Here is a 24,210-nt window from a genome sequence, read left to right on the forward strand (position 1 = left end):
AATTCTTCAGGCTTGTGCTTGGGCAGTTGGGCATAAGGGGTCATGGCTATCCGTGTTTTCAAAGGCAGGTCGCTATTTTAACCTTATTAAGACCAAGCTCTATGTTGATTATTTAGGAAAGATGTCTATTAATGATTCTCGGGATAAACTGAATGTGTTTATTCCTTTCGGAGTTCGCTTTTCGAATCATGAGCGAAATAAACACATTCAGGTACTTATACTTTACGGGGTCACACCTCGATCATAAATTCCGCAAATATGAGCGCGCGGATTACACCACTGACTTTGGAAATATTCTATGAGCACTCTAAAGCTGCAAGGTATGCAGCCCTTATTTTATTCACCACTGACTATTTTTGAGATGGAAGACTACCAAGCGCTTAACTCTCAACTACTATCAGAAATTGGCGCGTTACAGGCTGATTCCTCAGGAATGAAGCGAAGCAACTGGGGAGGCTGGCACTCCGATGATGATTTTTTTATGCGCAGCGAACCTGGTTTTCAGGCTTTGCGTAATCATATTGTGGAAGCGATTCAACTGGCTACCAAAAATGTCTCCCCCGATTTTGACTTTCCGCTCTATAGCATTCAGGCCGAGGGCTGGGTTAATGTACTGGGTCACGGAGGCCTTAATACGCCGCATGATCATCCTAACTGGACTTGGTCTGGCTGCTACTATGTCAGTGTCCCAGAAGGCGATAAAGACCTGAGTGGCAGTATCGAATTTTTTGATACTCGCACCAATGTTCGTACCTTGGCAGTGGATGGTGCAGGCTGCTTTGCCAGTAAATTTATCATGAAACCACAAGCCGGTATGCTGTTGATATTTCCGTCTTATTTACGGCATTGGGTTTATCCCAACGAGAGCGAAGAAGATCGTATATCAATTGCCTTTAACGCCCGCTTTGCGAAAACTATTCGCTCTTAATGTTTTGGCCATCAATTATCTGTCTGATTGCCCGTTCTTTTTATAAAAAAGGACAATCAGGATTTTTAATCGGAAATCAATCGACTGATTGATATATTAAACCTGCCTATTTGTCGGTGATAACATCGACATTCATACGACTACGTTTTACACAGGCAGCATAGTTTTCATCCATATTTTCTGTTCCTTGGGTTTTTTGAAGGCAATCCGTTGAAACTTTAAGATATTCAGTGGGATCCGCATGCGTAACCGGCCATCCTTCATGCTTCATGCAATCGACAAAGGTATTTGCATCGTAGCCGATTGGCATCTCAATAACAGTTTGTACTCCTCCCGTAGGAACGTTAATCTTTGTTTTTTGCGTGGTTGATTGGTTGCATGTTAATGCATCTGAAAAATAACCGAGGTTGGTATTCGAGCCATTTTCAGTGACTAATTGGTTGTTGGCACACCCCGAAAGCAATATTGCCGACAAAAGCAACACGGGTAAGTTAATCATGAATCACCTTTATCTATTGGCTAAAATTGTTAATGATGGGGGTATTTAACATTGGGTTAAAATGCATGGCTTGAGTATATTTTATAGCGATTGTTTTTCCTATAGATATTAGTTCAAGAAGCCAGATGGGATACTGTCAATATAGTCGATAAGTAAAGTGTTGAGCTTAGAAAGTAGTTATAGATTAAATACTATTTAAAACAGTATAAACGGTATATACTGTTTTTTTATTGAATGGTAAGGAGAATTTATAATGAGTGCAACAAAGCAGAAAGCAAAAAAAACAATAACAGAAGCCGTTGAAGTTGAGCTGCCAATAGAGAAAGTAACCAATAAAAAAATCTCTAAAAAGCCGACAGTTGAAAAGTCAAATGTGACTGTTGAGGTAATTGAAGCTGAAGTTGATGAAAAAGCAGATATTAAAAAGAAAAAAAATCCTAAAGTAAAAGTGATTAGGGACAGTTTTTCATTCCCGGAAGAAGATTATTTAAAAATTTCACAGCTTAAGAAGACCTGTCTGGCAGCAGGAATTAATGTCAAGAAGGGTGAGATTCTTCGTGCCGGACTGCATTTACTCACCCAATTAACCTTGGATGATCTTAAAAGTGTTATTGAGCAAGTCGAAAAAGTGCAAACCGGTCGGCCAGCCGCATCAAAAATTTAGCGATAAAAGCATTGCTGTGAACTCATACTTTCTTTAAGCCTGAGTATTTTAATAATTGGATGCTTGGGCTATTGACGGGTAAATGGTCTATATAAACAGACTGTCACCGTTGATGTTTTTTAATATGGCTATCGACTGTAGTTTTGATGAAATTATGGCAAGATTTCTGACAGCCATTTAATATGATTTCAAACTACTGAGTCAGTAAATCGGGTTTTTAATTAAAGCGATATTCCGCATAATTAAAAAACAAGCGTTATTCAAAAATACTATTGCTTCGTTAGTTAGAAAACATCCTGTTACTATCAACAGGATGTCGAGGATGTGGGCTGCAATTAAGCCGAATTCGAATAGTAGCGGTAGGTTACTTAATAACTTGAGTTATTAGAAGTAAAAAATGCGCCTGACGGCGCATTTTTTTTAAAGGATTTTCAGGTGATTGCAGAATTAAAAAGTAACGGTAAAATCGTTGGAGAACAAAAATTGCGCAGTCTTGCCGTCGGCGAAAGTGCTAGGAGAACCATTGGCTCCATCTACCCAATCATAGCGGATATTAGGACGTAAGTTTAGCCATTTGGTGGGTTTCCAATTTAAACCCGCAGTGACTTCGTAATAACTGGCTGCATTACAGGCAGCAACGCTGCCAGGGGCTGCATAACTGTAACCTGAGCTGTTGGTAGCGGCGCCTACACGTCCTGGAGAGCAGACCCGAAGTCCGTTTTGATCACGAAACCATTCAGCCCGCACACCTACGGATAAGTTGTCTTTTAGGTCATAGTACAAATGTGAGTTGATGCCATACCATTCGGCATCTACGTCATTCGGTGTAGCAGTAGCAAAGTTGTAAACATTATTGGCAAAACCGTGATCATGTTGCAGGATCAAGTGGGTTTTGTCAGTAATGTTATGTTTTAAAACAATGCTATATAGTGCAAAGGCGCTACTGTTTTGCTCTGAAGTTGCACTATAGGTACCACTGATATTAGCAGAGGTTCCCTTGTCATCGCTGGTCCAGGTTGTGCCAAATAGTCCGCCCCAGTTACCCAGTTGTTTATTCCAACCGCCATCCCAGCCGCCGGTAGCGCTGCCGGTAATTGCGCCGCCCATAACCCCCCAATTTTTGTCAACGGCATAGTTACCCATGAAACCGGTATGCGTGAACGGTTCGCCATATTGCATGGTATAAGCATGGGAGTAGAAAAAGTTATCAGCAGCCGGTACGGTTTCATAACCGATGGGTGTGTAAAAATGACCCGCCTTAACATTAAGGCCATTACCGATAGGTACATAAGCTTCTCCATATGCTTGGGGCAGTGCCATGCCATAGAAGCGATTGCCCGCTGTACCATTAAGATTAAGATCCCAATTACTCCGGCTTTTTGCCTCGCCGGAATTAATATCAAATGCCGGAACACCATAAGCCTGGGTAAAAACTGCGTCAGTACCGTACATAAAATCGAAACGGCCACCAAAAGACCACTTATCGCCTTCCGTCGCTACAGCACGTTGCACAAACAGATTTAACTGATTCATTTGGAATTCGCTAGAGCGATCCCCAAAAGTAACGGGGCCATTAAAGCCGTTGGAAGGATCATTTGCATTGTAGGTAATACCTGCATTGCTCGAACCACCCACAGTGATACCATTATTTTTTAAAAATTTGCTCTCATTGACATCATATTTTGTCAGTGCGGCAATCATGCCTTTTGTTTCAACTATATTATATTGCTCAGCTTTTGCATTAATATCTGCGTCTGACATCTCTGCGGTTGCTTCTTGTACGGCATAAGCGTTAGTCGCACCCATAGTCATTGATAAAAGACCACTTGCCGCCACGATAATCATCGGGTTTTTGCGTTTGGGTATACTTTTCATGTTATTTCCTTTTGATTAAGGCTTGGATAAAAGCGTCTTGTTGTTAAATAACAACGTAATGAACCGTTTGGCATACAGCACGGTAAAATACTAAGCAGTTACCATGCCAAATAATTGTTTTTAATTAAAACAGTGGGTTATAGATTTTAGTTGCATTTTCACGTTATGTAAGCACTACTGTGGTGCGTGCCTTGAATTAAAATTGTGCAATTTAGACTTTTTTGTTATTTTTGAGCAAAATAATAAGTTAAATCAACCAGTTTCTGTTTCAATATAATTGCTTGTTATGCGCTACAGGTATTGATAATAAAAGCCCTTGTACTCGTTTTTAATTATTGCACCAAAACAGACCAATTATAGTTGTTCATTTTTTTAGTGGTCAATTTATTAAAAAAAGTGGTATCTTTACATCGTTTGGCATAAAACACTGATCCCATAATAACCAAGTCCAAGGAGACCACTCAGATGTCTGCAAAAAAAGTACTTAAAATGATCGAAGAAAACGACGTGAAATTCGTTGATTTTCGTTTTTGTGATACGCGTGGTAAAGAACAACATGTCACATTTCCTGCGCATTCTATAGATGAAGATACCTTTGAAGAAGGTAATATGTTTGATGGTTCTTCAGTTGCTGGTTGGAAACATATTAATGAATCAGATATGATTTTGATGCCTGATCCATCGACTGCTGTGATGGATCCATTCTTTGATGACAACACCTTAATTTTGCGTTGCGACATCATTGAGCCAAAAAACATGCAAGGTTATGAGCGTGATCCACGTTCATTAGCCAAACGTGCTGAAAGCTATTTACAATCAACCGGCATTGCCGATACTGCATTTTTCGGTCCGGAAAATGAATTCTTCATATTTGATGATGTCCGTTGGGGCACTGATATGAGTGGTTCATTCTACAAGGTTGACTCGGAAGAAGCGGGTTGGAACTCGGAAAAAGTTTATCCCGACGGCAATACCGGACATCGTCCAGGTGTTAAAGGCGGTTATTTCCCCGTACCACCAGTCGATTCATTGCAGGATATGCGTTCTGCAATGTGTTTAACTTTGGAGGAAATGGGCCAAGTTACTGAAGTTCATCATCACGAAGTTGCTACTGCCGGCCAATGTGAAATCGGCGTAAGATTTAATACTCTGGTTAAAAAAGCCGACGAAGTATTGGAGCTGAAATATGTTATTGCCAATATTGCTCACGCTTATGGCAAGACAGCGACCTTCATGCCTAAACCTTTAGTGGGCGATAACGGTAGTGGCATGCACGTTCACCAATCACTGGCCAAAAACGGCGTTAACCTGTTTACTGGTGATTTATACGGTGGCTTGTCTGAAATGGCCTTGTATTACATTGGCGGCATCATTAAGCATTCAAAAGCACTTAATGCTTTTACCAATGCTTCAACCAATAGTTACAAACGTTTGGTTCCAGGCTTTGAAGCCCCCGTTATGTTGGCTTACTCAGCACGTAATCGTTCAGCTTCCATTCGTATTCCTTTTGTTAACAATCCAAAAGGTCGTCGTATTGAAGTGCGTTTTCCTGACTCAACAGCAAACCCTTACCTGGCATTCTCCGCCATGTTGATGGCCGGCCTGGATGGTATCGTAAACAAAATTCATCCTGGCGATGCCATGGATAAAGATTTATATGATTTACCTGCAGAAGAAGCCAACAATATTCCACAAGTTTGTCATTCATTTGACCAAGCTTTAGATGCGTTGGACAATGACCGTGAATTTTTAAAGGCTGGCGGTGTTTTTACTGATGATGTTATTGACAGCTATATCAAGCTGAAAATGGAAGAAGTTACCCGTGTTCGCATGAGTACGCATCCTGTTGAATATGATATGTACTATAGTCTTTAAGATCCATGCCGGCTTAATATCGGCTTAGCAAGACAGAGAACCCCGTAAGTCATTCGACTTGCGGGGTTTTTTTATGCCCGGACGTTCCCACACGAAACTATGTAATCCCGTAATTTACTGTCTTTTTTGTTCACACCCGGCAGTGAGTGTGATGTTGATATATAATAACGCTCTGTTTTGGGGCGTTTTTTATTGCTATGGTTTTTATGATCGTTGCTATTGTTAAGACAACCCTGCTTTTACGTGGCTTGGTCTATAAATTGCTAATATAAATATAACGCTTTTACATCAAAAAACCATCGATTAAGAAATTATGTATAAACGCATACTGGATCACCTTAACACTGCAATCTTATTATTTGATAGCCAATTAACATTGACATTTATCAATACGACTGGAGAAATTTTACTGGCTGACAGTGCGCATCACTTGGTCGGCCAAAGTGCGGAAGAATTATTTAAATCTTCTGATCCTGCTTTGTTGCTTAATTTAAAACAATCCTTGGAGATGGCTGAACCATTGGTTGATCGTGCGCTGACGTTGAACCGGATGAGCCATAATGTGACGACCAACTTTAGTGCGACACCGCTGTTAATCAATGAGCAAGTTAGTGAAATACTGGTCGAGCTTCAACAGGTAGACAGCCATCTGCGTATATCAAAAGAAGAGCAGTTATTAATGCAACAGAATACGGCTCGATTACTGGTCAGGGGCTTGGCGCACGAAATCAAAAATCCGTTAGGCGGTTTGCGTGGTGCAGCCCAGTTACTGGACCTGGAATTACATGATCCGGAACTTAAAGAATATACGCAAATTATCATAGATGAATCAGATCGTTTGCAAGGCCTGATGGATAAAATGTTGGGGCCGAATAAATTGCCCAATAAAAAGGCGCTTAATATTCATGAAGTATTGGAGCGGGTCAGGCAATTAGTTAATGCTGAATCTAGCGGCAGCCTGTCTATCAAACATGATTATGATCCCAGTATTCCTGATATCTATGCTGATAAAGATCAGCTTATTCAGGCTATTTTAAATATTGCCAGAAATGCTGTGCAGGCTGTCGAAGGGAAAGGCAATATTATCTTTAAAACACGCATACACAGGCAGATGACTATAGGCCGTAAACGTTATAAGTTGGCAGTAAAGTGCGACATTATTGATAACGGACCGGGTATAGATGCCAACATGATGAACCAAATATTCTATCCGATGATTACCGGACGAGCTGAAGGCACAGGGCTAGGTTTATCTATTGCGCAAGCACTGATTAATCAGCATAGCGGGTTGATTGAGTGTAATAGCGAGCCGGGAAATACGGTGTTTTCAATATTTTTGCCTATGGAGGTTGGTAATAATGACTAAGCCTGATACTGTCTGGATTATTGATGATGACAAATCCATACGCTGGGTTGTCGAAAAAGCCCTACAAAAATCCGGTATCATTACGCGTTGCTTTTCTGCCGGTAAAGATTTGTTGGCGGCTTTGCAAGATGATTTGCCTGATGCCCTGATAACGGATATTCGTATGCCTGGCATGGATGGACTGGAGCTTTTAGACAAGGTTCAGCAGAGTCATCCTCATTTACCGGTTATCGTCATGACCGCGCATTCCGATCTGGAGAGTGCAGTTTCCGCGTTTCATGGTGGTGCTTTCGAGTACTTGCCAAAACCGTTTGATATTAAAGAAGTGGTTAATCTGGCGCAACGCGCCTGCATTCATGGTCGACAGCAACAAGACGATGCCCATCGCGATGCTACAACGACTGCTGAGCCTACTCCGGAAATTATAGGCGAAGCGCCGGCGATGCAGGAAGTTTTTCGAGCGATAGGCAGGTTGGCGAGATCTCACATAACCGTACTTATTAACGGTGAATCGGGAACGGGTAAGGAATTGGTCGCTAAAGCCTTACATCGTCATAGTCCCAGAGCTAAAAACCCTTTTATTGCCTTGAATATGGCCGCGATTCCTAAAGATTTAATGGAATCAGAGCTTTTTGGACATGAGAAGGGGGCTTTTACGGGGGCGCAAGTACGGCGAGCGGGTCGCTTTGAGCAAGCTAATAACGGTACGCTGTTTCTTGATGAAATAGGTGATATGCCGGCAGAATTGCAAACCCGCTTATTAAGAGTGCTGGCAGATGGCGAGTTTTATCCGGTTGGGGGGCATCTTGCTGTTAAGGTTGATGTGCGCATTATTGCGGCCACCCATCAGGATCTTGAAACATTAGTTGCACAAGGTCGTTTTCGGGAGGATTTATTTCATCGCTTAAATGTGATTCGGATACATATACCGGCGCTACGTGAGCGTAAACAAGATATCCCTTTGTTATTACGCCATTTTTTACATCAGGCCGCTTCCGAGCTGGGCGTTGAAAATAAAATATTGAAGCCGGAGGCGGAAGCTTTCTTAAGTACATTGGAATGGCCGGGAAACGTAAGGCAATTGGAAAACAGTTGTCGTTGGTTAACGGTCATGGCATCGGGGCGAGAAATTTATTTACATGATTTACCGCCTGAGTTACTCAATACTGTGACAGAAAAAGAGGTCACAGGAACTAACTGGGAGTCCTTACTGAGAACGTGGATTGATCAACAGTTACTGACAAAAGAAGCCGAGGTTGCCAAACAAACCATTCCAGCCGTTGAAGCGATTTTGATTAAAGCCGCTTTGGATTTTACTCGGGGTAAACGCCATGAAGCCGCTATTTTATTAGGTTATGGGCGAAATACCCTGACCCGTAAAATAAAAGAATTGGGAATAGAAGAATAATCTCGGCTGTTAGTTGGTTTTACCTCTTACTCGATGTTCAAGTTTTTTAGCTTGACTGGGACGAACCCAGATAAATCAAGGTGTTTTCATCAATAGACTCAAGTGCCACATGATTTCAATCATGGCTGTAAGGCTTGATTCAATGGGCTTCTCTAAAATCAAGAATTAAAAACTTGAACATCGAGTCTTAATATATTTTTAGCTAAAATAAAAGCTACAAAAAATTTGATATTTTGTAACCCATCAGTTTAATTCACCAGCGCTCCAGTATTGTTACATTTTTAGTTAAATAATCTCGATACTAACGGATACCATCCCTTTAAGGAATGGTATCCGTGCGTGCTAAAAATTTCATGTCATGGAAGTTTGATTTCTGAAAATCTATAGATACTGGAACGTGTTTTTATAAAGCGACTAACAGCTTATTAGCTGTAGCGTATTTATTAAGTCCCCCTCGCTTTGCTCGCCCTCTTTTTCAAAGGGGGCGGTGAATAACTACGCGGTAGTCAATATGTCCATTTAATATTTTTATTCCAAGATATAGATTTTCAGATAAAAAATTTCGATGCTATCGGATACCATCCCTTGAAGGGATGTTATCCGTATAAACTAAATCATCATGTTATGGAAGTTTAATTTCTGAAAGTCTATAGCTGTCTCTCTGGTGTGACTATTATGGTTTTGGGATTAAATTTTACACCGATATTCTTTATGCACCACGACAGCTCATAACAAACATAATTGCGCCAACATGGTGCGTCTTATCGCCTGCTCACTAATGTATTTTTAGATAACAAGCATTGCCGTTAGGTAGTGCGGGGTAAGTTTCAGGTGATTATTAGTTTAACCAATTAATTGGTGACCTCTAAAGCCTGTTAAATATGGCTTTGTCGTATACGGTAAAATAATTGTGGGGGGTATAAGAACACACTTGGCACAGTCCATGCTTTAAGTAATTTTGAGTCGTTACTTTAAAATTAAAGAGAGGAACAAATGAAATTAATAACAGCCATTGTTAAACCTTTTAAGCTGGATGATGTTCGTGAGGCGCTTTCAGAAATGGGGGTTTCTGGTGTAACCGTAACCGAAGTCAAAGGTTTTGGTCGCCAAAAGGGTCATACCGAGCTCTATCGTGGAGCCGAATATGTCGTTGATTTTTTACCTAAAGCCAAAGTTGAAGTAGCAGTTGCCGATCAATTGCTTAGTCAGGCGGTAGAGGCTATTACCAAGGCGGCTAATACAGGAAAAATTGGTGACGGCAAGATTTTTGTAACCAATTTGGAACAGGTTGTTCGGATTCGTACCGGTGAAACCGGCGATGAAGCGCTTTAGATTATAAGGGGAGAAATATGAAACATCTATTAAAAAGCTTTATTGCAGTTGCTCTGTTGGGTTTTGCCGGATTTGCTTTCGCTGAGCCAGTTGTTAGTGCGGCAGCCGCTGTTACGCCGACTATTAATAAAGGCGATACTGCCTGGATGATTATGGCGACTGTTTTAGTCATTCTTATGGTTATTCCTGGTTTGGCATTATTTTATGGTGGTATGGTGCGTGCCAAAAATATGCTGTCAATATTAATGCAGGTCTTCGTTATTTTCTCGATGATGGCAATAATGTGGGCGGTTTATGGTTATAGTATTGCATTTACCGAGGGTAACGCTTTTTTTGGTGGCTTGAGCAAGTTGTTTCTTCTTGGCGTCACGCCGGATTCAATGGCTGCTACTTTCAGCAAAGGTGTTTACGTTCCCGAGTATATGTATATTGCCTTTCAGTTAACATTTGCAGGTCTTACCCCGGCGTTGATTATTGGTGCATTTGCCGAACGGGTTAAATTTTCAGCGATATTAATATTTATGTTTATTTGGTTTACGTTTGCCTATTTACCAATGGCGCACATGGTTTGGTATTGGTCAGGTCCAGATGCCTATACTGATGCTGATGCTGCCGGTGTTGCAACCGCTACTGCAGGATTTTTGTTTCAAAAAGGAGCTTTGGATTTTGCCGGCGGCACGGTTGTCCATATTAATGCGGGTATTGCCGGGTTGATTGGTTGCTTGATGGTTGGTAAACGTATCGGTTACAAAAAAGAATCTCTTGCCCCTCATAGTGTCACGATGACTATGATTGGTGCATCGTTGTTATGGGTGGGTTGGTTTGGTTTTAATGTTGGCTCAAATCTTGAGGCCAATGGCCTTGCGGCTTTGGTTTTTGTTAATACCTTGCTGGCCAGTGCTGCCGCTACGTTAGCCTGGACTGCTGCGGAATGGATAATACGTGGTAAGCCCAGTATGTTGGGTGGCGCTTCCGGTGCAATTGCCGGGTTGGTTGCCATTACGCCGGCTTGTGGTTGGTCAGGACCTATGGGCGCTATTTGTTTGGGTTTAATTGCCGGAGCGTTATGTTTCGTCGCGGTTTCAAGCCTGAAAAGCAAGCTGGGTTATGATGATTCGCTGGATGCTTTTGGTGTACATGGTATTGGTGGAATTATTGGCGCTTTAGGTACTGCTGTTGTTGCCAGTCCGGCATTAGGTGGTACAGGCGTTTGGGATTATGTCACTAATGGCGTAGCAGAATACAGCATGTCGGGTCAGTTTATAAGCCAACTCTGGGGCGTTGCATTATGCATAGTTTGGTCTGCTGTTGTTTCCTTTATAGCCTTTAAATTTGTGGACATTATGATAGGACTTCGTGTTAGTGAAGAATCAGAACGCGTCGGTCTGGATATTTCCGAACACGGCGAAACCGCTTATCACCAGTAATTTAAACCGGTAATAAATAACGATGGGTTTTAGTTGATAGAGAGATCCACAAAAAGGTTGTTATTAATTTTAGATAGGCTTTACCAGATCAAAGTTGATTATTGGCTTTAATCAAAAAAACGGGTGCATGTAGCACCCGTTTTTTTTGCCCGAAAAATACTTCTTTAAGTACTCTTTCTATAGATGTTGCTGGGGTAGTTTCGCGTCAGAAAACCGCCTTATAAGCACAATAACGCCGACATCAGTCTATTTAAGTTGTGGTAGATTACCTGTCGGATCAATCCAGCCTACAGAGTTAATCCGTCTTAAGCGTTATTTGCAGTTATTACAACATCTTGGTTGTCAGTAATTTAAAGCCCAAGCTCAATTTTTTTATTTTTTATCTCGTTTATAAACTTGTAAATGCCTTCGGGATCATTTAAAAGCAATACCCGTAAATGAGATTTCCGGGTATTTCCCCCTAGAATTTGATTTTGACTTTTGTTTCTTACAATACTGTTGGCTTCATCGTAAATACCGAAGTAAGCATATATTTCTGCAAGAACAAAACCGACACGCGGGCCATCTGGATCAGTCATGCTAAAGCTAAAGCCAATGTCTTTCCAATCATCTTTTTTACCTTTTTGTCGTAACCATTTGCTGATGCTTGCTACTGTAAATGGTTTATATTCACCATGCTTATTAATAGTTTCTTCGCCAAATATGCTGGTAAGCTCTTTACACAGTTTATGAGAAACAAAATCAGCTAAGCTTTTTCTAGATTCCACCATTAATTCATATATTTTTTTTTGTTCATCTTCTGGCAGATTCAGTGCGTATTGATCCAAGCTCAAAACTTTTCTCCATGGTTTATTAGTGTTTAATCGTTCCAATATCATTTGATATTCTTCAAAGGCATTTTTTCGTCCTCCTGCAGGCGCGAGTTTGGTACAGTTACTTACCCACTCTTGCAGTTTTGGAAAGTATGGCAAATGCACAAAGGGAATTTTTGCTCCAGTATTTAGATTAATACTTGATAACAGTTCAGGCCTATTATCGGGGAATCCTTCCCAATGAAGTGTTCCACTCTCAGGCCTAAAGCCGATTAAACTTTTAGACTCTGAAGAAGGCTCTTTCTTGGTTTTCGATAAATAAATAACGGCAATATTACTGGAAATATCTTCTCTATTTTCAAAGAATTTTTTTTGAACATATTGAATATAGCGTGTAATTTGATATTTTTGATCAACTGCGTTAAGTTTATTCTCTATTATCAAGAAGTTGTTATCGTCATGTATCAGTAGATCAATACTACCTTTTTCCTTGAATACTTTGGCATTTTCAGGATCAATAAAACTTTTAAGTTCATCAGGAAGTAGGCCAAGAAAAACTTTTAAAAATTGATTGCCGCAATAATGCAGTCCATCAGGGTTGATCATGGAGAAAATAAATCTTGAATGAAGCCTGACTTCATCATTAGTATTTAACAAAGCATTCATTAAGCTATAGTCATGAACTCCCTGCTCTATCAGCTTCTTATTCTCAGCTTTCAAGTCTTGATAAATTGCTAGACATTCTTCTATTTTATGCGCTTCCAATTTGTTATTCCCTTATATAATATTGACTTACAAAGCTGACGCCTCATTTCTTTACTGCATTGAGACTACGAATGGCAAAAATAAGAGGTGGGCAAAAAAGTATTGCCCACTTTGTCTGGATCAAGGGTAGAGTTACCCTTGTAATTTCTCTTTGAGCATTTTGTTTACTTCGGCGGGATTGGCTTTGCCTTGCATGGCTTTCATCACTTGGCCGACAAAGAAAGCGAAGACTTTATCTTTACCGCTACGGTATTGTTCAACCTGGCCTTGATTGTCGGCAATGATTTTGTCGATAATGGCTTCAATGGCACCCGAGTCAGTGATTTGTTTTAAGCCTTTTTCGGCAATAATTTCATCGGCCGATGATGTGGATTGCCACAATTCTTCAAACACTTGTTTGGCGATTTTACCGGAAATGGTGTTGTCGCTAATACGGGTTAATAAACCTGCCAGACGTTCGTCGCTGACCGGTGAGTCAGTAATTTCCAGACCTGCTTTGTTGAGTGCCGCAGAAAGATCGCCGGTTATCCAGTTGGCACAGAGCTTGGCTTCGCAGCCTGATGCGTTAACCACATTTTCAAAATAATCAGCCAATTGACGCGAGGAGATAAGAATAGTCGCGTTTTCTTCATCCAGATTGTAATCTGATTTAAAACGTTGTTTTTTGGCTTCAGGTAATTCAGGTAATGCCGCTTTTATTTGCGCTTTAAAGTCTTCGTCGATGATAACGGGCAATAAATCCGGGTCAGGGAAGTACCGGTAGTCATTGGCTTCTTCTTTGCTGCGCATGGAGCGCGTTTCATCTTTTACGGAATCATACAAACGGGTTTCCTGAACGACTCTGCCGCCGTTTTCTATCAGCTCAATTTGCCGCTCAACTTCATGGTTAATGGCTTTTTCAACAAATTTAAACGAGTTGATGTTTTTAATTTCCGCTCGCGTGCCAAATTCAACTTGGCCTTTGGGACGTACCGAGACGTTGGCATCACAACGGAAAGAACCTTCCTGCATATTACCGTCACAAATGCCCAGATAACGGACCAGTTCATGTAACTTGCGCATATAGGCAACCGCTTCTTTGGCGGAGCGCATATCCGGTTCGGAGACGATTTCCAATAGTGGCGTTCCTGCACGATTTAAGTCAATGCCGGTTAAACCATGAAAGTTTTCATGCAGTGATTTACCGGCATCTTCTTCCAGATGGGCACGCGTGACGCCAATGCGTTTGGTTACTCCATCAACATCAATATCCAAATGTCCAACACCGACAATAGGGTGATCCATCTGGCTGATTTGATAGCCTTTGGGTAAGTCGGGGTAAAAATAATTTTTTCTGGCAAATACCGAATACGGGGCGATATGCGCCTCGATAGCCATGCCAAAAATGACTGCCATGCGCACGGCTTCTTTATTTAATACCGGCAAAACACCGGGCAAGCCTAAATCGACAGCACAAGCCTGGGTATTGGGCTCTGCGCCATAAGCCGTCGGTGCGCCGGAAAAAATTTTTGATTTGGTTGCCAATTGTGCGTGCACTTCCAGGCCGATAACAGTTTCCCATTCCATCGTTAATTCCTTATTCAAAACCTTTAGGGGTGTGTTTATGCCAATCGGTCACTTGTTGGTACTGATGGGCAATGTTTAACAAGCGGTCTTCGGCAAAATAATTACCAATAATCTGCAAGCCTACGGGTAACCCGCCTACAAATCCGGCAGGAACTGACAGGGCAGGGACGCCGGCAAGGTTGATGGCAATGGTATAAATGTCGGATAAATACATTTCTATCGGGTTGCTCATTTTCTCGCCAATGCCAAAAGCCGTTGTCGGTGTGACAGGACCCATGATGACATCCACTTCGGTTAGCGCATTTTTAAAGTCTTCACTGATTAGGCGTCGAATTTTTTGTGCTTTAAGATAATAAGCATCGTAATAGCCGGTGGATAACGCATAAGTACCCATAAGAATGCGACGTTTAACTTCTTTGCCAAAGCCTTCGCCGCGAGAGCGGGTATAAAGGTCGGCCAAATCGACCGGGTTTTCACAGCGATAGCCATAACGCACGCCATCGAAACGCGACAAGTTGGCCGAACATTCAGCGGGAGCAATCACATAATAAGCCGGGATAGCTAATTTTAAATTAGGCATGGAGATTTCTTTGATCTCTGCGCCTAATTTACGGTATTCATTGATGGCTGTTTCAAGCGTTGCCGCGACATCGCTGTTTAAGCCGTCGCCAAAAAATTCTTTGGGCAAACCAATTTTTAAACCGGCAAGCGAGTTATTTAGTCCGGCACAATAATCGGGGACGGGCAAATCAACACTGGTTGAATCTTTTTCATCAAATCCTGCCATGGTTTGCAACATAACCGCTGCATCTTCAGCGCTACGTGCCATGGGGCCGCCCTGATCCAGACTGGAGGCATAAGCAATCATGCCGTAGCGGGATACACGGCCATAAGTGGGTTTTAATCCGGTAATGCCGCACAAGGCTGCAGGTTGGCGTATCGAGCCTCCGGTATCGGTACCGGTTGCGCAGACGGCCAGTCGTGCGGCGACCGCTGCTGCAGAACCGCCAGAGGAACCACCGGGAACTTTATTGATATCCCAGGGGTTTTTAACGGCACCGTAATAACTGGTTTCGTTCGATGAGCCCATCGCAAACTCATCCATATTGAGTTTGCCCAACATGACGGCACCCGCCTGATTAAATTTTTCGACTACCGTGGCGTTATACGGCGCAGTGAAATTATCGAGCATTTTAGAACCACAGGTGGTTTTAACATCCAGGGTGCAAAAAATGTCTTTTTGGGCAATGGGTATGCCGGTTAATAATTCAGCAGTACCGTTAGCCAGTCGAACATCAGCTGCCTGGGCATTTTGCAGTGCGGCAGCTTCAGTGACAGTAATATAAGCGTTTAGATGTTGGTGTTGCTTGATTCGATCCAAAAACCCTTGAGTTAACTCTACGCTGGAAAATTCACCTGAACGCAAACTTTGGCCTAATTCTAACAATGTTTTAGTGTGCATTATTGTGCGTTCCTTTTATTCAATGACTTTGGGAACCAGATAAAGTCCCGCTTCGACTTGTGGCGCGATAGCCTGAAATTTTTCCCGATTATTCTGTTCTGTCGCCATATCAGCTCTTAACCGTTGTGCCTGATCCATGGGATGAGCCATAGGCTCAACATCATCGGTATTTAACTCACTCATTTGGGTCATTAAATCCAGTATGCCTGAAAGATCTTTTGCATAAGATTCAATATCTTGTTTTTCAATTCCCAAACGCGCCAAATGCGCAATTTTGTTTACATCATCTGCCGTTAACGACATTGTTGTCTCCCTATTTAAAATCAGTTTTGATGTTGTTTATCGATCATAAAAAGTACACGATTAAAGGTGAAAAAAACCTGATTTTCAACATCCTCGTTCTTTGCTTTTAGCCTTGGACCTTGGACATTTCACCATTTAGCTTTTACCTTTGCCACGTATATTACTACAAAAATCATACTTATATCTTGCTCAAATACCCGCTTGATTGATAAAGTAGTGTCATTTTCTTCTTTAAAGGAAGCAGGTCAAAATGTTCAAAAGAATTCGCGGTGTTTTTTCCAACGATCTCTCAATAGACCTGGGGACTGCCAATACACTGATATATATCCCGGGGCAAGGAATCGTGCTTAATGAGCCATCCGTTGTCGCTATTAAAGAAGATAAAATCCGTGGCTCCAAAACCATTGCCGCTGTCGGTACTGACGCCAAACAAATGTTGGGACGTACGCCAGGCAATATTACGGCAATTCGGCCACTAAAAGACGGGGTCATTGCTGATTTTGCCATCACCGAGCGGATGTTACGATTTTTTATCGAAAAAGTTCACAAGAAAAACCGGTGGTTACGACCCAGTCCACGTATTTTAATTTGTGTACCTTGCGGGTCAACGCAAGTCGAGCGTCGCGCGATTCGTGAGTCTGCCGCCATGGCCGGTGCCCGTGAGGTTTATTTAATTGAAGAGCCCATGTCGGCAGCTATTGGCGCGGGTTTACCGGTGGAAGAAGCCTGTGGTTCAATGGTGCTTGATATTGGTGGTGGTACCTCGGAAGTGGCCGTTATATCAATAAACGGGATTGTTTATTCAAACTCGGTTCGTATCGGCGGTGATCGTTTTGACGAAGCCATTATCAATTATGTGCGTAGAAATTATGGTACTTTAATTGGCGAAGCTACTGCGGAAAGAATAAAGCTGGCAATTGGTACCGCTTATCCTGGCAGTGAAGTCAGGGAAATAGAAGTTAAAGGCCGTAATCTGGCAGAAGGTGTGCCGCGTAGTTTTACTTTGAACAGCAATGAAATTCTGGAAGCCCTGCAAGAGCCGCTATCGGGTATTATCGGTGCCGTAAAAGTGGCACTGGAACAAACGCCACCGGAGTTGGGTGCTGATGTTGCTACTCGCGGCATTTATTTAACGGGCGGCGGGGCTTTATTAAAAGATATTGACCGATTGATTGCCGAAGAAACCGGTTTGCCCGTGCACATCGCTGATGACCCCATAACTTGTGTTGCCCGAGGTGGTGGCATGGTTCTGGAAATGTTGGATAAAAAAGGCATCTCAACTTTTTCAGTCGAGTAATAGCCCGGCTGCAAATCGTATTATGTCCTGGTTTTCTTATTCAACTTATTCCCAAGCTTCCGGCTTCACTGCCATTAAGTTAAGAAATAAGGAATCAAAAAACATGTTTTTTGATTCCTTATCAACAGGGACTGCAGGAGTACAAACCTAGGTTTGCACTCCATGTAAAAGGTATTTCAAAGCTTAACTTAATGGCAGTGAAGCTCCGGTTTCGGAACGCTATTTGTGTTGGCGAGCATAAGTAAAGACTTTCGCCTTCAGGTGCGAGAGCCCTGTCAACAAAAGCCGTTGCGATAGCGACACTAAAGCTGATTTCATAGCTATCTGCGTAACATCAATTGATTAAGAGGCACCTGCTATAAAACTTTTATTTGCCACCGGCCCATCAATCAACACCCGACTTCTGGTAGCAATCATTGCTTCTGTTGCTTTACTGGCAACGGAACACAGAAGCTCAAAATTGGACTCATTACGCACTGTGCTTTCTTTTTTTGTTGACCCGTTAAAATACCTGGTTGATTTACCCACGGTTCTTATTGATCACGCTACTGATTCTGTCAGTTCATACAGCGCATTAAAAACAGAAAACGAAAAGTTGCGCGAAGAGCAGCTTATTGATCAAACCCGTCTGCTTAAATTTGCCGCCCTGGAAAAAGAAAATATTCGCTTGCGGGCGTTGTTGGAAAATTCTTTTAAGCTGGGTGAACAGGTACTGGTTGCTGAATTATTATCGATTAATATGGCACCTTATGAACATATTGTCGTGGTCAATAAAGGTACCCGTTTTGGCGTTCATCCCCAGCAACCGGTATTGGATGCTAACGGTGTGGTTGGGCAGGTTTTTCGGGCCTTACCGTTCACCTCTGAAATCATGTTAATTACCGATCCCAATCATGCCATTCCGGTTCAGGTTAATCGTAATGGTTTATTAACGATTGCCGTAGGTAGTGGTCAACTAAACCGCTTGGTTTTGCCTTTTTTGCCCAGCAATGCCGATATTCGTCCGGGAGACTTATTAATAACATCAGGTTTGGGCGGTACTTTTCCACAAGGTTATCCGGTGGCTGTCGTGGATGAATTTACATCACAACCCAATAAGGCTTTTGCAACCATTACCGCTACTCCCAAAGCTTTGCTGGATCGCAACAGAGAGTTAATGATAGTCTGGAGCAACCCGGCGTCGGTACCGCTTATTTCAAAACCAACAGTTAACGAAGCGGAGACCAAGACTGATGCAGTTAGATAATTATGTTGGATTTTTTCGAATCATCCTGACTCTGGTGCTGGCGATGTGCCTGAGAATTGCGCCTTGGCCCGTAGAAATAGCGGTATATAATCCAGACTGGGTGCTGCTGGTTCTGGTGTACTGGTCACTTGCCTTGCCTGAGCGGGTCGGTATTTTTCATGCCTGGACGTTTGGCCTGCTTACCGACGTAATGACTGGCAGGTTACTCGGTCAATATGCTTTGGCGTATTCATTGATTATCTATCTGTGTCTTAAACTGCATAAACGTCTACGTCAATTCCCGGTGTTGCAACAAGGCATGTTTGTTTTTTGTTGTCTGTTATTGTCGCAATTACTGCTTTTCTTTATAAAAAACCTGCAACATCCCGCGCAACTTCATGCCTCTTTCTGGCTACCTGTTATTACCGGTACATTGTGTTGGCCACTGGTCTATGGTCTTCTGCGCGTTGTCCGTTTATCGCGATACCTTTGATAGAAAACGCAACAAACCATGTCTGATACTTATATTATTAAAGACCATTCGGTAGAGAATCGCCTGTTTGTCAATCGTATTGTCGTGGCTTTCATCGTTATTATTCTCTTAACATCGGGTCTGATTGTTCGTCTCATTTATCTGCAAATTGTCGGCCATGAACATTATTCAACACTGGCCAAAGATAACAGCATTAAAATTGTTCCTTTGGTTCCTGACCGAGGCATGATCTATGATAGGCATGGGAAAGTACTGGCTGAAAACACTCCGTCATATAGTTTGGAGCTTATTCCCGAGCAAATCAGTGACATGGACGAGACGTTGTTACGGTTGCAAAAGCTGCTGGCCATACCCGATGAAAAAATCGAGCAATATCAGAAATTACGCAAACGCCAAAAACGCTTCGTCAGCACGCCGCTGTTATTAGGCTTAAACGATGAAGAGTTGGCAAAGTTTGCCGTTGTCCGGCCATATTTTCCTGGCGTCGATATTCATACCCAGTTGGTTCGACATTACCCTTACAGTGATTTGGCTGCTCATGTCATTGGCTACGTAGGCCGTATTAACGAGGCCGAAATTAAAGAGTTGCCATTGGCTGAATATAGAGGCTCTACGCATGTTGGCAAATTGGGCATAGAGAGTTCTTATGAAAATGAATTACATGGCAAAACCGGTTATGCAGAAATAGAAACCAATGTTCAGGCTAGGCTTCTTAATACCTTAAAAGAAGTTACGCCAGATCCCGGAGCCAATCTTTATTTAACCTTGGATATTGATTTACAAAAAACGGCCTACGACGCTTTGGGTACTTTCAATGGTGCAGTGGTTGCGATTGATATTAAAACCGGCGGTGTTTTGGTCTTTGTCAGTCGCCCAGGCTTTGATCCCAATCCTTTTGTGGTTGGCATCGCCAATGATGCCTATCAGGCACTACAGTCATCGGAAAACCAGCCGCTCTACAATCGTGCCTTACGTGGTTTATACCCACCCGGATCTACCATCAAGCCGTTTATTGCTCTGGCAGGTCTTGAGTATGAGGCTATCAGTCCCCAGCAAAAACTGTCATGCCCCGGCTATTACCAATTACCCGGTGTTGAGCATAAATATAGAGACTGGAAAAAAGGCGGGCATGGTTCGGTGGATATAAGTCGGGCCATCACTGAATCGTGTGATGTCTATTTTTATCGTCTGGCAGCAACGCTGGGTATAGATCATATGCACAGTTTTTTACAAAAATTTGGTTTTGGTGAAAAATCCGGTATTGATCTTATTGGCGAGAAGGCAGGACTATTGCCGTCTCGGGAGTGGAAACGGGATCAAAAAAAGCAGGCGTGGTATCCCGGAGAAACATTGATCACCGGTATTGGTCAGGGTTATCATCAGGTTACCCCATTACAGTTAGCCAGAGCTACGGCAACCTTGGCGAATAAAGGTAAAGTGGTTATGCCCTTTCTGGTCAATAAAATTGTCAGTGTACAAGGTGACCGTCGAGGCTCTGAACCGCAGAATGTTACCCTTCTACTAAAGCCGGATAATGTGACTACGGTTATTGATGGCATGATCAATGTCGTTCACGGCGCACACGGCACTGCAAAAGTTATTAATAGCGATATTAGCTACCAAATTGCCGGTAAAACCGGTACCGCACAGGTTTTGGGTATTAAACAAAACGCGAAATACAACGAGAATGCCATCGATTTTAAATTTCGCGATCATGCGCTATTTATTGCTTTCGCTCCGGCAGATGATCCTAAAATTGCCGTCGCTGTTATCATGGAAAATGGCGGGCATGGCGGTTCGGTTGCCGCGCCGGTTGCCGGGCAGGTTATTAAACAGTTTTTACAGGAAAATAATGAAAAATGAAACCCGGCATGAACAGTTTGAACCGCCGTCAATATTGGGTAATGCCCTAAGAACGTTACACATTGATATCCCTTTGTTTATCGGATTGTTACTGACCTCATTACTGAGCTTTCTGGTTCTTTACAGCAGCGGCAGTCAGGATGTGGACGTGCTGATGCGGCAGGCGGGTCGTGTTGGCCTGGCTTTTATTTTAATGATAGTTCTGGCGCATATAGATCCTTACCAGTTTAAACGCTACTCTACGGTATTGTTCGGTTTCGGTATCTTGTTGCTTTTGGCGGTATTAATTATGGGTGAGATAGGTAAAGGTGCCCAACGTTGGCTGGATTTGGGTGTTTTTCGTTTCCAGCCATCAGAAATGATCAAGATTACAACACCGATGATGATCGCCTGGTATTTGGCAGAATATCCGTTGCCGCCAAAATCAAAACAGTTATTTATAGCGGCTATTCTTATTGTTATTCCCACGCTTTTAATCGCCAAACAACCTGATCTGGGTACCGCATTGCTGGTAGCAAGTTCCGGTGCGGGAGTATTGTTTTTTGCCGGCCTTTCCTGGCGCTTTATAATCGGTATCATTGTTATGTTGGCCTCATTAACGCCAGTTATCTGGCATTTTATGCGTGGCTATCAACGTGATCGGGTGCTCACTTTTTTAAACCCGGAAGCTGATCCGCTGGGCAGGGGTTATCATATTATTCAATCAAAAATAGCCATTGGTTCCGGTGGTATTTATGGCAAGGGTTGGCTGGGTAGTACTCAATCGGAGCTGGATTTTTTACCGGAAAGCTCTACCGACTTTATTTTTGCGGTATTTGCGGAAGAATTTGGTTTGGCGGGTTGCTTGGGGTTATTGGCGTTATATTTGTTAATTATTGCCCGGTGTTTATATATAGCCACCCAGGCCCAAGATACCTATAGTCGTCTATTGGCAGGTAGCCTGGCTTTTACTTTTTTTGTTTATGTATTTGTCAATATCGGCATGGTTATCGGTGTTCTCCCTGTGGTTGGTGTGCCGTTACCTTTAATCAGTTACGGTGGCACTTCTATTGTCACGTTGCTTGCCGGTTTTGGCATTCTCATGTCAATTCATACTCATAAAAAATTTCGGACACGCTGATGAAGATTAAAACGGATTCAAGGGTTTTATCCTTTCAACGCCTTAGGAAACTGAATCGTGACGGGGGTTATAAGCCTCGACCGGTACCGGTATTTTGGTTAAAAAACCTGGCTTGCGTGTTGTGCTTTTCACTGGTCTCGTGTGCCGGCAACATAAAAGACACCAAGTCAGTTGATACGTTTATCAATAAGATGGTGACGACGCATCAGTTTGATGAAGACAAGCTGACGGAGTTATTCGATGCTGTCGAAATAAAAGAAGATATTCTCAAAAGGATTTCCTCACCTGCAGAAGGCATGCCTTGGTATAAATACCGCAAAATATTTATGACCGACGCCCGCATCAATGGCGGCGTAAAATTTTGGCAGGAAAACGCGCAGGCATTGGCTACAGTTGAGCAACAAACCGGTGTTCCTGCGGAAATAATTGTTGCCGTCATTGGGGTTGAAACCTTTTATGGACAAAAAACCGGCAACCATCGGGTAATTGATGCGCTTGCTACCTTGGGTTTTGCCTATCCGCCTCGCAGTCAGTTTTTTCTCGGTGAATTGGAAAGCTATTTGTTATTGTGCCTGGATGAACAGCTTAATCCTTTAGTGCCGGTTGGCTCCTATGCCGGCGCAATGGGTGTGCCGCAATTTATGCCCAGCAGTTTCAGAGCTTACGCGGTTGATTTTAATCATGACGGTCATCGGGATATCTGGCATAACAATGGCGATGTTATCGCCAGTATTGCCAATTATTTTGTTAAGCATCATTGGCAGCCAGGCCAGGCGATTGCGATTCCGGTAACGGCAACAGGGGATACCTATAAAACAGTATTGAGCAAGGATCTTAAGCCGGACTTAAGCTTTGCCGGGTTAGAATCGCTCAACCTAAAAATATCGAGACCAATACCTTTAAGCGCTAAAGTAAAACTGCTTGCGTTCGAACAGCAACAAAGTGAAGAGCTCTGGGCGGGATTAGACAACTTTTATGTCATCACCCGATACAACCACAGTCCTTTATATGCCATGGCTGTTTATCAGTTAAGCCAATCTATTTTAAATAAAAAAGGTACTTTTCCATGAATAAACTCTTATTAGCAATTCTAATAATTGCCCTATACGGGTGTTCTACCGAACAAATTAAAAAGACTGATGCTATTTTTCAGCCTCCAGCTCTTGCCAGTAATTCAAATCATGCATTGGCCCGTAATCAAATAAGACATGATTTAAGACATCACTCAATAGTACAGACAAATACTCGTACTAATCCGTCTAATGACGTTGCCGAACAAGAAAATCTGTTTCCACGCATTGCCCGTTACATAAAACAGGGCGTTGCTTCATGGTATGGCCCCGGCTTTCATGGTAAAAAAACCGCCACCGGCGAGATTTTTGATATGTATGCCATGACAGCGGCGCATAAAACGCTGCCGATTCCGTCTTACGCACAGATAACCAATCTGGAAAATCATCGCAGCATTATCGTTAGAATAAATGACAGAGGCCCTTTTGTAGGTAACCGGGAATTGGATTTATCTTACGCTGCTGCCAAAAATCTGGATATGCAGGAAGATGGTACGGGAACTGTTGAAATTAAGGTGATATCGCCCAGTCAAGCCTTACCTCAATTGCAACAAAGTGCAGCATCACAGGAAAAAAACGTCTATCTGCAAGTTGGTAGTTTTGGCAGTCAAAAAAAGGCAATGAAGTTAAAAAATAAAATTGCCGCCAATAATTTGCCTGAGCCGAATATCCGCTCATCGACTTATAAAAAATCTACCCTCTATAAAGTTCAAATCGGGCCGGTAGACTCAACGGCTTCTGCCAATCAACTGAATGAGCAGTTGGCAAGAATAGGCATAACCGATACACAATTTGTTACTGAATCCAAACAATCAGAAAGCTCGCGTGTTACAATGTAAACAAGAATATTGCTTACATTG

General features: G+C 42.5%; 21 protein-coding genes. 15 read left to right on the forward strand and 6 right to left on the reverse strand.

The annotated features are described in order from the left end of the window. Positions 1-247 (forward strand): hypothetical protein (locus N7974_RS00005; protein ID WP_262963666.1); only part of this gene is annotated, 247 nt, incomplete at its 5' end. A 51-nt stretch (positions 248-298) separates the two neighbouring features. Further along, entirely contained in the window at positions 299-928 is a 630-nt protein-coding gene (locus N7974_RS00010) for a 2OG-Fe(II) oxygenase family protein (protein ID WP_262963667.1), read from the forward strand. A gap of 106 nt (positions 929-1,034) precedes the next feature. Here the strand turns inward: N7974_RS00010 and N7974_RS00015 are convergent, their stop codons facing one another. After that, complete coding sequence (locus N7974_RS00015) at positions 1,035-1,427, reverse strand: hypothetical protein (protein WP_262963668.1); 393 nt, start codon at positions 1,425-1,427, stop codon at positions 1,035-1,037. Positions 1,428-1,680: 253 nt separating this feature from the next. Between N7974_RS00015 and N7974_RS00020 the strand changes: the two genes are divergently transcribed. Further along, complete coding sequence (locus N7974_RS00020; RefSeq protein WP_262963669.1) at positions 1,681-2,091, forward strand: hypothetical protein; 411 nt, start codon at positions 1,681-1,683, stop codon at positions 2,089-2,091. Between the two features lie 447 nt (positions 2,092-2,538). On the opposite strand, the gene N7974_RS00025 is transcribed toward N7974_RS00020, so the two are convergent. Further along, positions 2,539-3,966, reverse strand: coding sequence for a porin (locus tag N7974_RS00025; RefSeq protein ID WP_262963670.1), 1,428 nt, complete (start codon positions 3,964-3,966; stop codon positions 2,539-2,541). Positions 3,967-4,431: 465 nt separating this feature from the next. On the opposite strand from N7974_RS00025, the gene glnA reads away from it, so the two are divergent. The 5 genes from glnA (at position 4,432) to N7974_RS00050 (ending at position 11,374) form a co-directional block, all read left to right on the forward strand. Continuing rightward, the gene (glnA, locus tag N7974_RS00030; RefSeq protein WP_262963671.1) at positions 4,432-5,841 is read left to right on the forward strand and encodes a glutamate--ammonia ligase; all 1,410 of its coding nucleotides are present in this window, start codon (positions 4,432-4,434) and stop codon (positions 5,839-5,841) included. 313 nt (positions 5,842-6,154) lie between these two features. Then, a complete protein-coding gene (gene glnL, locus N7974_RS00035; protein WP_262963672.1) occupies positions 6,155-7,207 on the forward strand; it encodes a nitrogen regulation protein NR(II) in 1,053 nt (350 codons plus the stop codon). After that, complete coding sequence (ntrC, locus tag N7974_RS00040; RefSeq protein WP_262963673.1) at positions 7,200-8,615, forward strand: nitrogen regulation protein NR(I); 1,416 nt, start codon at positions 7,200-7,202, stop codon at positions 8,613-8,615. Before glnL ends, ntrC begins: the two co-directional genes overlap by 8 nt. A gap of 993 nt (positions 8,616-9,608) precedes the next feature. Then, positions 9,609-9,947 carry a P-II family nitrogen regulator gene (glnK, locus tag N7974_RS00045; protein ID WP_243221145.1) on the forward strand — a complete coding sequence of 113 codons (339 nt, stop codon included), beginning with the start codon at positions 9,609-9,611 and terminating at the stop codon, positions 9,945-9,947. 17 nt (positions 9,948-9,964) lie between these two features. Continuing rightward, a complete protein-coding gene (locus tag N7974_RS00050) occupies positions 9,965-11,374 on the forward strand; it encodes an ammonium transporter (protein WP_262963674.1) in 1,410 nt (469 codons plus the stop codon). A 350-nt stretch (positions 11,375-11,724) separates the two neighbouring features. On the opposite strand, the gene N7974_RS00055 is transcribed toward N7974_RS00050, so the two are convergent. From N7974_RS00055 to gatC, 4 genes are all read right to left on the reverse strand, one after another. Further along, positions 11,725-12,951, reverse strand: a complete 1,227-nt coding sequence (locus tag N7974_RS00055; RefSeq protein ID WP_262963675.1) for a PDDEXK-like family protein — start codon at positions 12,949-12,951, stop codon at positions 11,725-11,727. A 132-nt stretch (positions 12,952-13,083) separates the two neighbouring features. Continuing rightward, complete coding sequence (gene gatB / locus N7974_RS00060) at positions 13,084-14,517, reverse strand: Asp-tRNA(Asn)/Glu-tRNA(Gln) amidotransferase subunit GatB (RefSeq protein ID WP_262963676.1); 1,434 nt, start codon at positions 14,515-14,517, stop codon at positions 13,084-13,086. A 10-nt stretch (positions 14,518-14,527) separates the two neighbouring features. Continuing rightward, positions 14,528-15,979: an Asp-tRNA(Asn)/Glu-tRNA(Gln) amidotransferase subunit GatA gene (gatA, locus tag N7974_RS00065; RefSeq protein ID WP_262963677.1), complete on the reverse strand. Its 1,452-nt coding sequence runs from the start codon at positions 15,977-15,979 to the stop codon at positions 14,528-14,530. Positions 15,980-15,994: 15 nt separating this feature from the next. Beyond that, on the reverse strand, positions 15,995-16,282 hold the full coding sequence (gene gatC / locus N7974_RS00070; RefSeq protein WP_262963678.1) for an Asp-tRNA(Asn)/Glu-tRNA(Gln) amidotransferase subunit GatC: 288 nt from the start codon (positions 16,280-16,282) through the stop codon (positions 15,995-15,997). A gap of 250 nt (positions 16,283-16,532) precedes the next feature. On the opposite strand from gatC, the gene N7974_RS00075 reads away from it, so the two are divergent. The 7 genes from N7974_RS00075 (at position 16,533) to N7974_RS00105 (ending at position 24,189) form a co-directional block, all read left to right on the forward strand. Further along, positions 16,533-17,579, forward strand: a complete 1,047-nt coding sequence (locus tag N7974_RS00075) for a rod shape-determining protein (protein WP_262963679.1) — start codon at positions 16,533-16,535, stop codon at positions 17,577-17,579. A 358-nt stretch (positions 17,580-17,937) separates the two neighbouring features. Beyond that, positions 17,938-18,825, forward strand: coding sequence for a rod shape-determining protein MreC (mreC, locus tag N7974_RS00080; RefSeq protein WP_262963869.1), 888 nt, complete (start codon positions 17,938-17,940; stop codon positions 18,823-18,825). Beyond that, positions 18,812-19,297, forward strand: coding sequence for a rod shape-determining protein MreD (mreD, locus tag N7974_RS00085; RefSeq protein WP_262963680.1), 486 nt, complete (start codon positions 18,812-18,814; stop codon positions 19,295-19,297). Before mreC ends, mreD begins: the two co-directional genes overlap by 14 nt. A gap of 18 nt (positions 19,298-19,315) precedes the next feature. Beyond that, positions 19,316-21,160, forward strand: a complete 1,845-nt coding sequence (mrdA, locus tag N7974_RS00090) for a penicillin-binding protein 2 (RefSeq protein WP_262963681.1) — start codon at positions 19,316-19,318, stop codon at positions 21,158-21,160. Beyond that, positions 21,150-22,280, forward strand: coding sequence for a rod shape-determining protein RodA (gene rodA, locus N7974_RS00095; RefSeq protein ID WP_262963682.1), 1,131 nt, complete (start codon positions 21,150-21,152; stop codon positions 22,278-22,280). The genes mrdA and rodA overlap by 11 nt, the downstream gene beginning before the upstream one ends. Beyond that, positions 22,280-23,350, forward strand: a complete 1,071-nt coding sequence (gene mltB / locus N7974_RS00100; protein ID WP_262963683.1) for a lytic murein transglycosylase B — start codon at positions 22,280-22,282, stop codon at positions 23,348-23,350. Before rodA ends, mltB begins: the two co-directional genes overlap by 1 nt. After that, entirely contained in the window at positions 23,347-24,189 is an 843-nt protein-coding gene (locus tag N7974_RS00105) for a septal ring lytic transglycosylase RlpA family protein (RefSeq protein ID WP_262963684.1), read from the forward strand. Before mltB ends, N7974_RS00105 begins: the two co-directional genes overlap by 4 nt. The last annotated feature ends 21 nt before the right edge of the window (positions 24,190-24,210 follow it).

This window comes from Methylobacter psychrophilus (assembly GCF_025583945.1).
Classification (GTDB): Bacteria; Pseudomonadota; Gammaproteobacteria; order Methylococcales; family Methylomonadaceae; genus Methylobacter_C; species Methylobacter_C psychrophilus.

Excerpts from the sequence above, each read along its gene's own strand:
- N7974_RS00010 (WP_262963667.1), top strand. The coding sequence starts at position 299 with ATGAGCACTCTAAAGCTGCAAGGTATGCAGCCCTTATTTTATTCACCA.
- N7974_RS00015 (WP_262963668.1), bottom strand. The coding sequence starts at position 1,427 with ATGATTAACTTACCCGTGTTGCTTTTGTCGGCAATATTGCTTTCGGGG.
- N7974_RS00020 (WP_262963669.1), top strand. The coding sequence starts at position 1,681 with ATGAGTGCAACAAAGCAGAAAGCAAAAAAAACAATAACAGAAGCCGTT.
- N7974_RS00025 (WP_262963670.1), bottom strand. The coding sequence starts at position 3,966 with ATGAAAAGTATACCCAAACGCAAAAACCCGATGATTATCGTGGCGGCA.
- glnA (WP_262963671.1), top strand. The coding sequence starts at position 4,432 with ATGTCTGCAAAAAAAGTACTTAAAATGATCGAAGAAAACGACGTGAAA.
- glnL (WP_262963672.1), top strand. The coding sequence starts at position 6,155 with ATGTATAAACGCATACTGGATCACCTTAACACTGCAATCTTATTATTT.
- ntrC (WP_262963673.1), top strand. The coding sequence starts at position 7,200 with ATGACTAAGCCTGATACTGTCTGGATTATTGATGATGACAAATCCATA.
- glnK (WP_243221145.1), top strand. The coding sequence starts at position 9,609 with ATGAAATTAATAACAGCCATTGTTAAACCTTTTAAGCTGGATGATGTT.
- N7974_RS00050 (WP_262963674.1), top strand. The coding sequence starts at position 9,965 with ATGAAACATCTATTAAAAAGCTTTATTGCAGTTGCTCTGTTGGGTTTT.
- gatB (WP_262963676.1), bottom strand. The coding sequence starts at position 14,517 with ATGGAATGGGAAACTGTTATCGGCCTGGAAGTGCACGCACAATTGGCA.
- gatA (WP_262963677.1), bottom strand. The coding sequence starts at position 15,979 with ATGCACACTAAAACATTGTTAGAATTAGGCCAAAGTTTGCGTTCAGGT.
- gatC (WP_262963678.1), bottom strand. The coding sequence starts at position 16,282 with ATGTCGTTAACGGCAGATGATGTAAACAAAATTGCGCATTTGGCGCGT.
- N7974_RS00075 (WP_262963679.1), top strand. The coding sequence starts at position 16,533 with ATGTTCAAAAGAATTCGCGGTGTTTTTTCCAACGATCTCTCAATAGAC.
- mreD (WP_262963680.1), top strand. The coding sequence starts at position 18,812 with ATGCAGTTAGATAATTATGTTGGATTTTTTCGAATCATCCTGACTCTG.
- mrdA (WP_262963681.1), top strand. The coding sequence starts at position 19,316 with ATGTCTGATACTTATATTATTAAAGACCATTCGGTAGAGAATCGCCTG.
- rodA (WP_262963682.1), top strand. The coding sequence starts at position 21,150 with ATGAAAAATGAAACCCGGCATGAACAGTTTGAACCGCCGTCAATATTG.
- mltB (WP_262963683.1), top strand. The coding sequence starts at position 22,280 with ATGAAGATTAAAACGGATTCAAGGGTTTTATCCTTTCAACGCCTTAGG.
- N7974_RS00105 (WP_262963684.1), top strand. The coding sequence starts at position 23,347 with ATGAATAAACTCTTATTAGCAATTCTAATAATTGCCCTATACGGGTGT.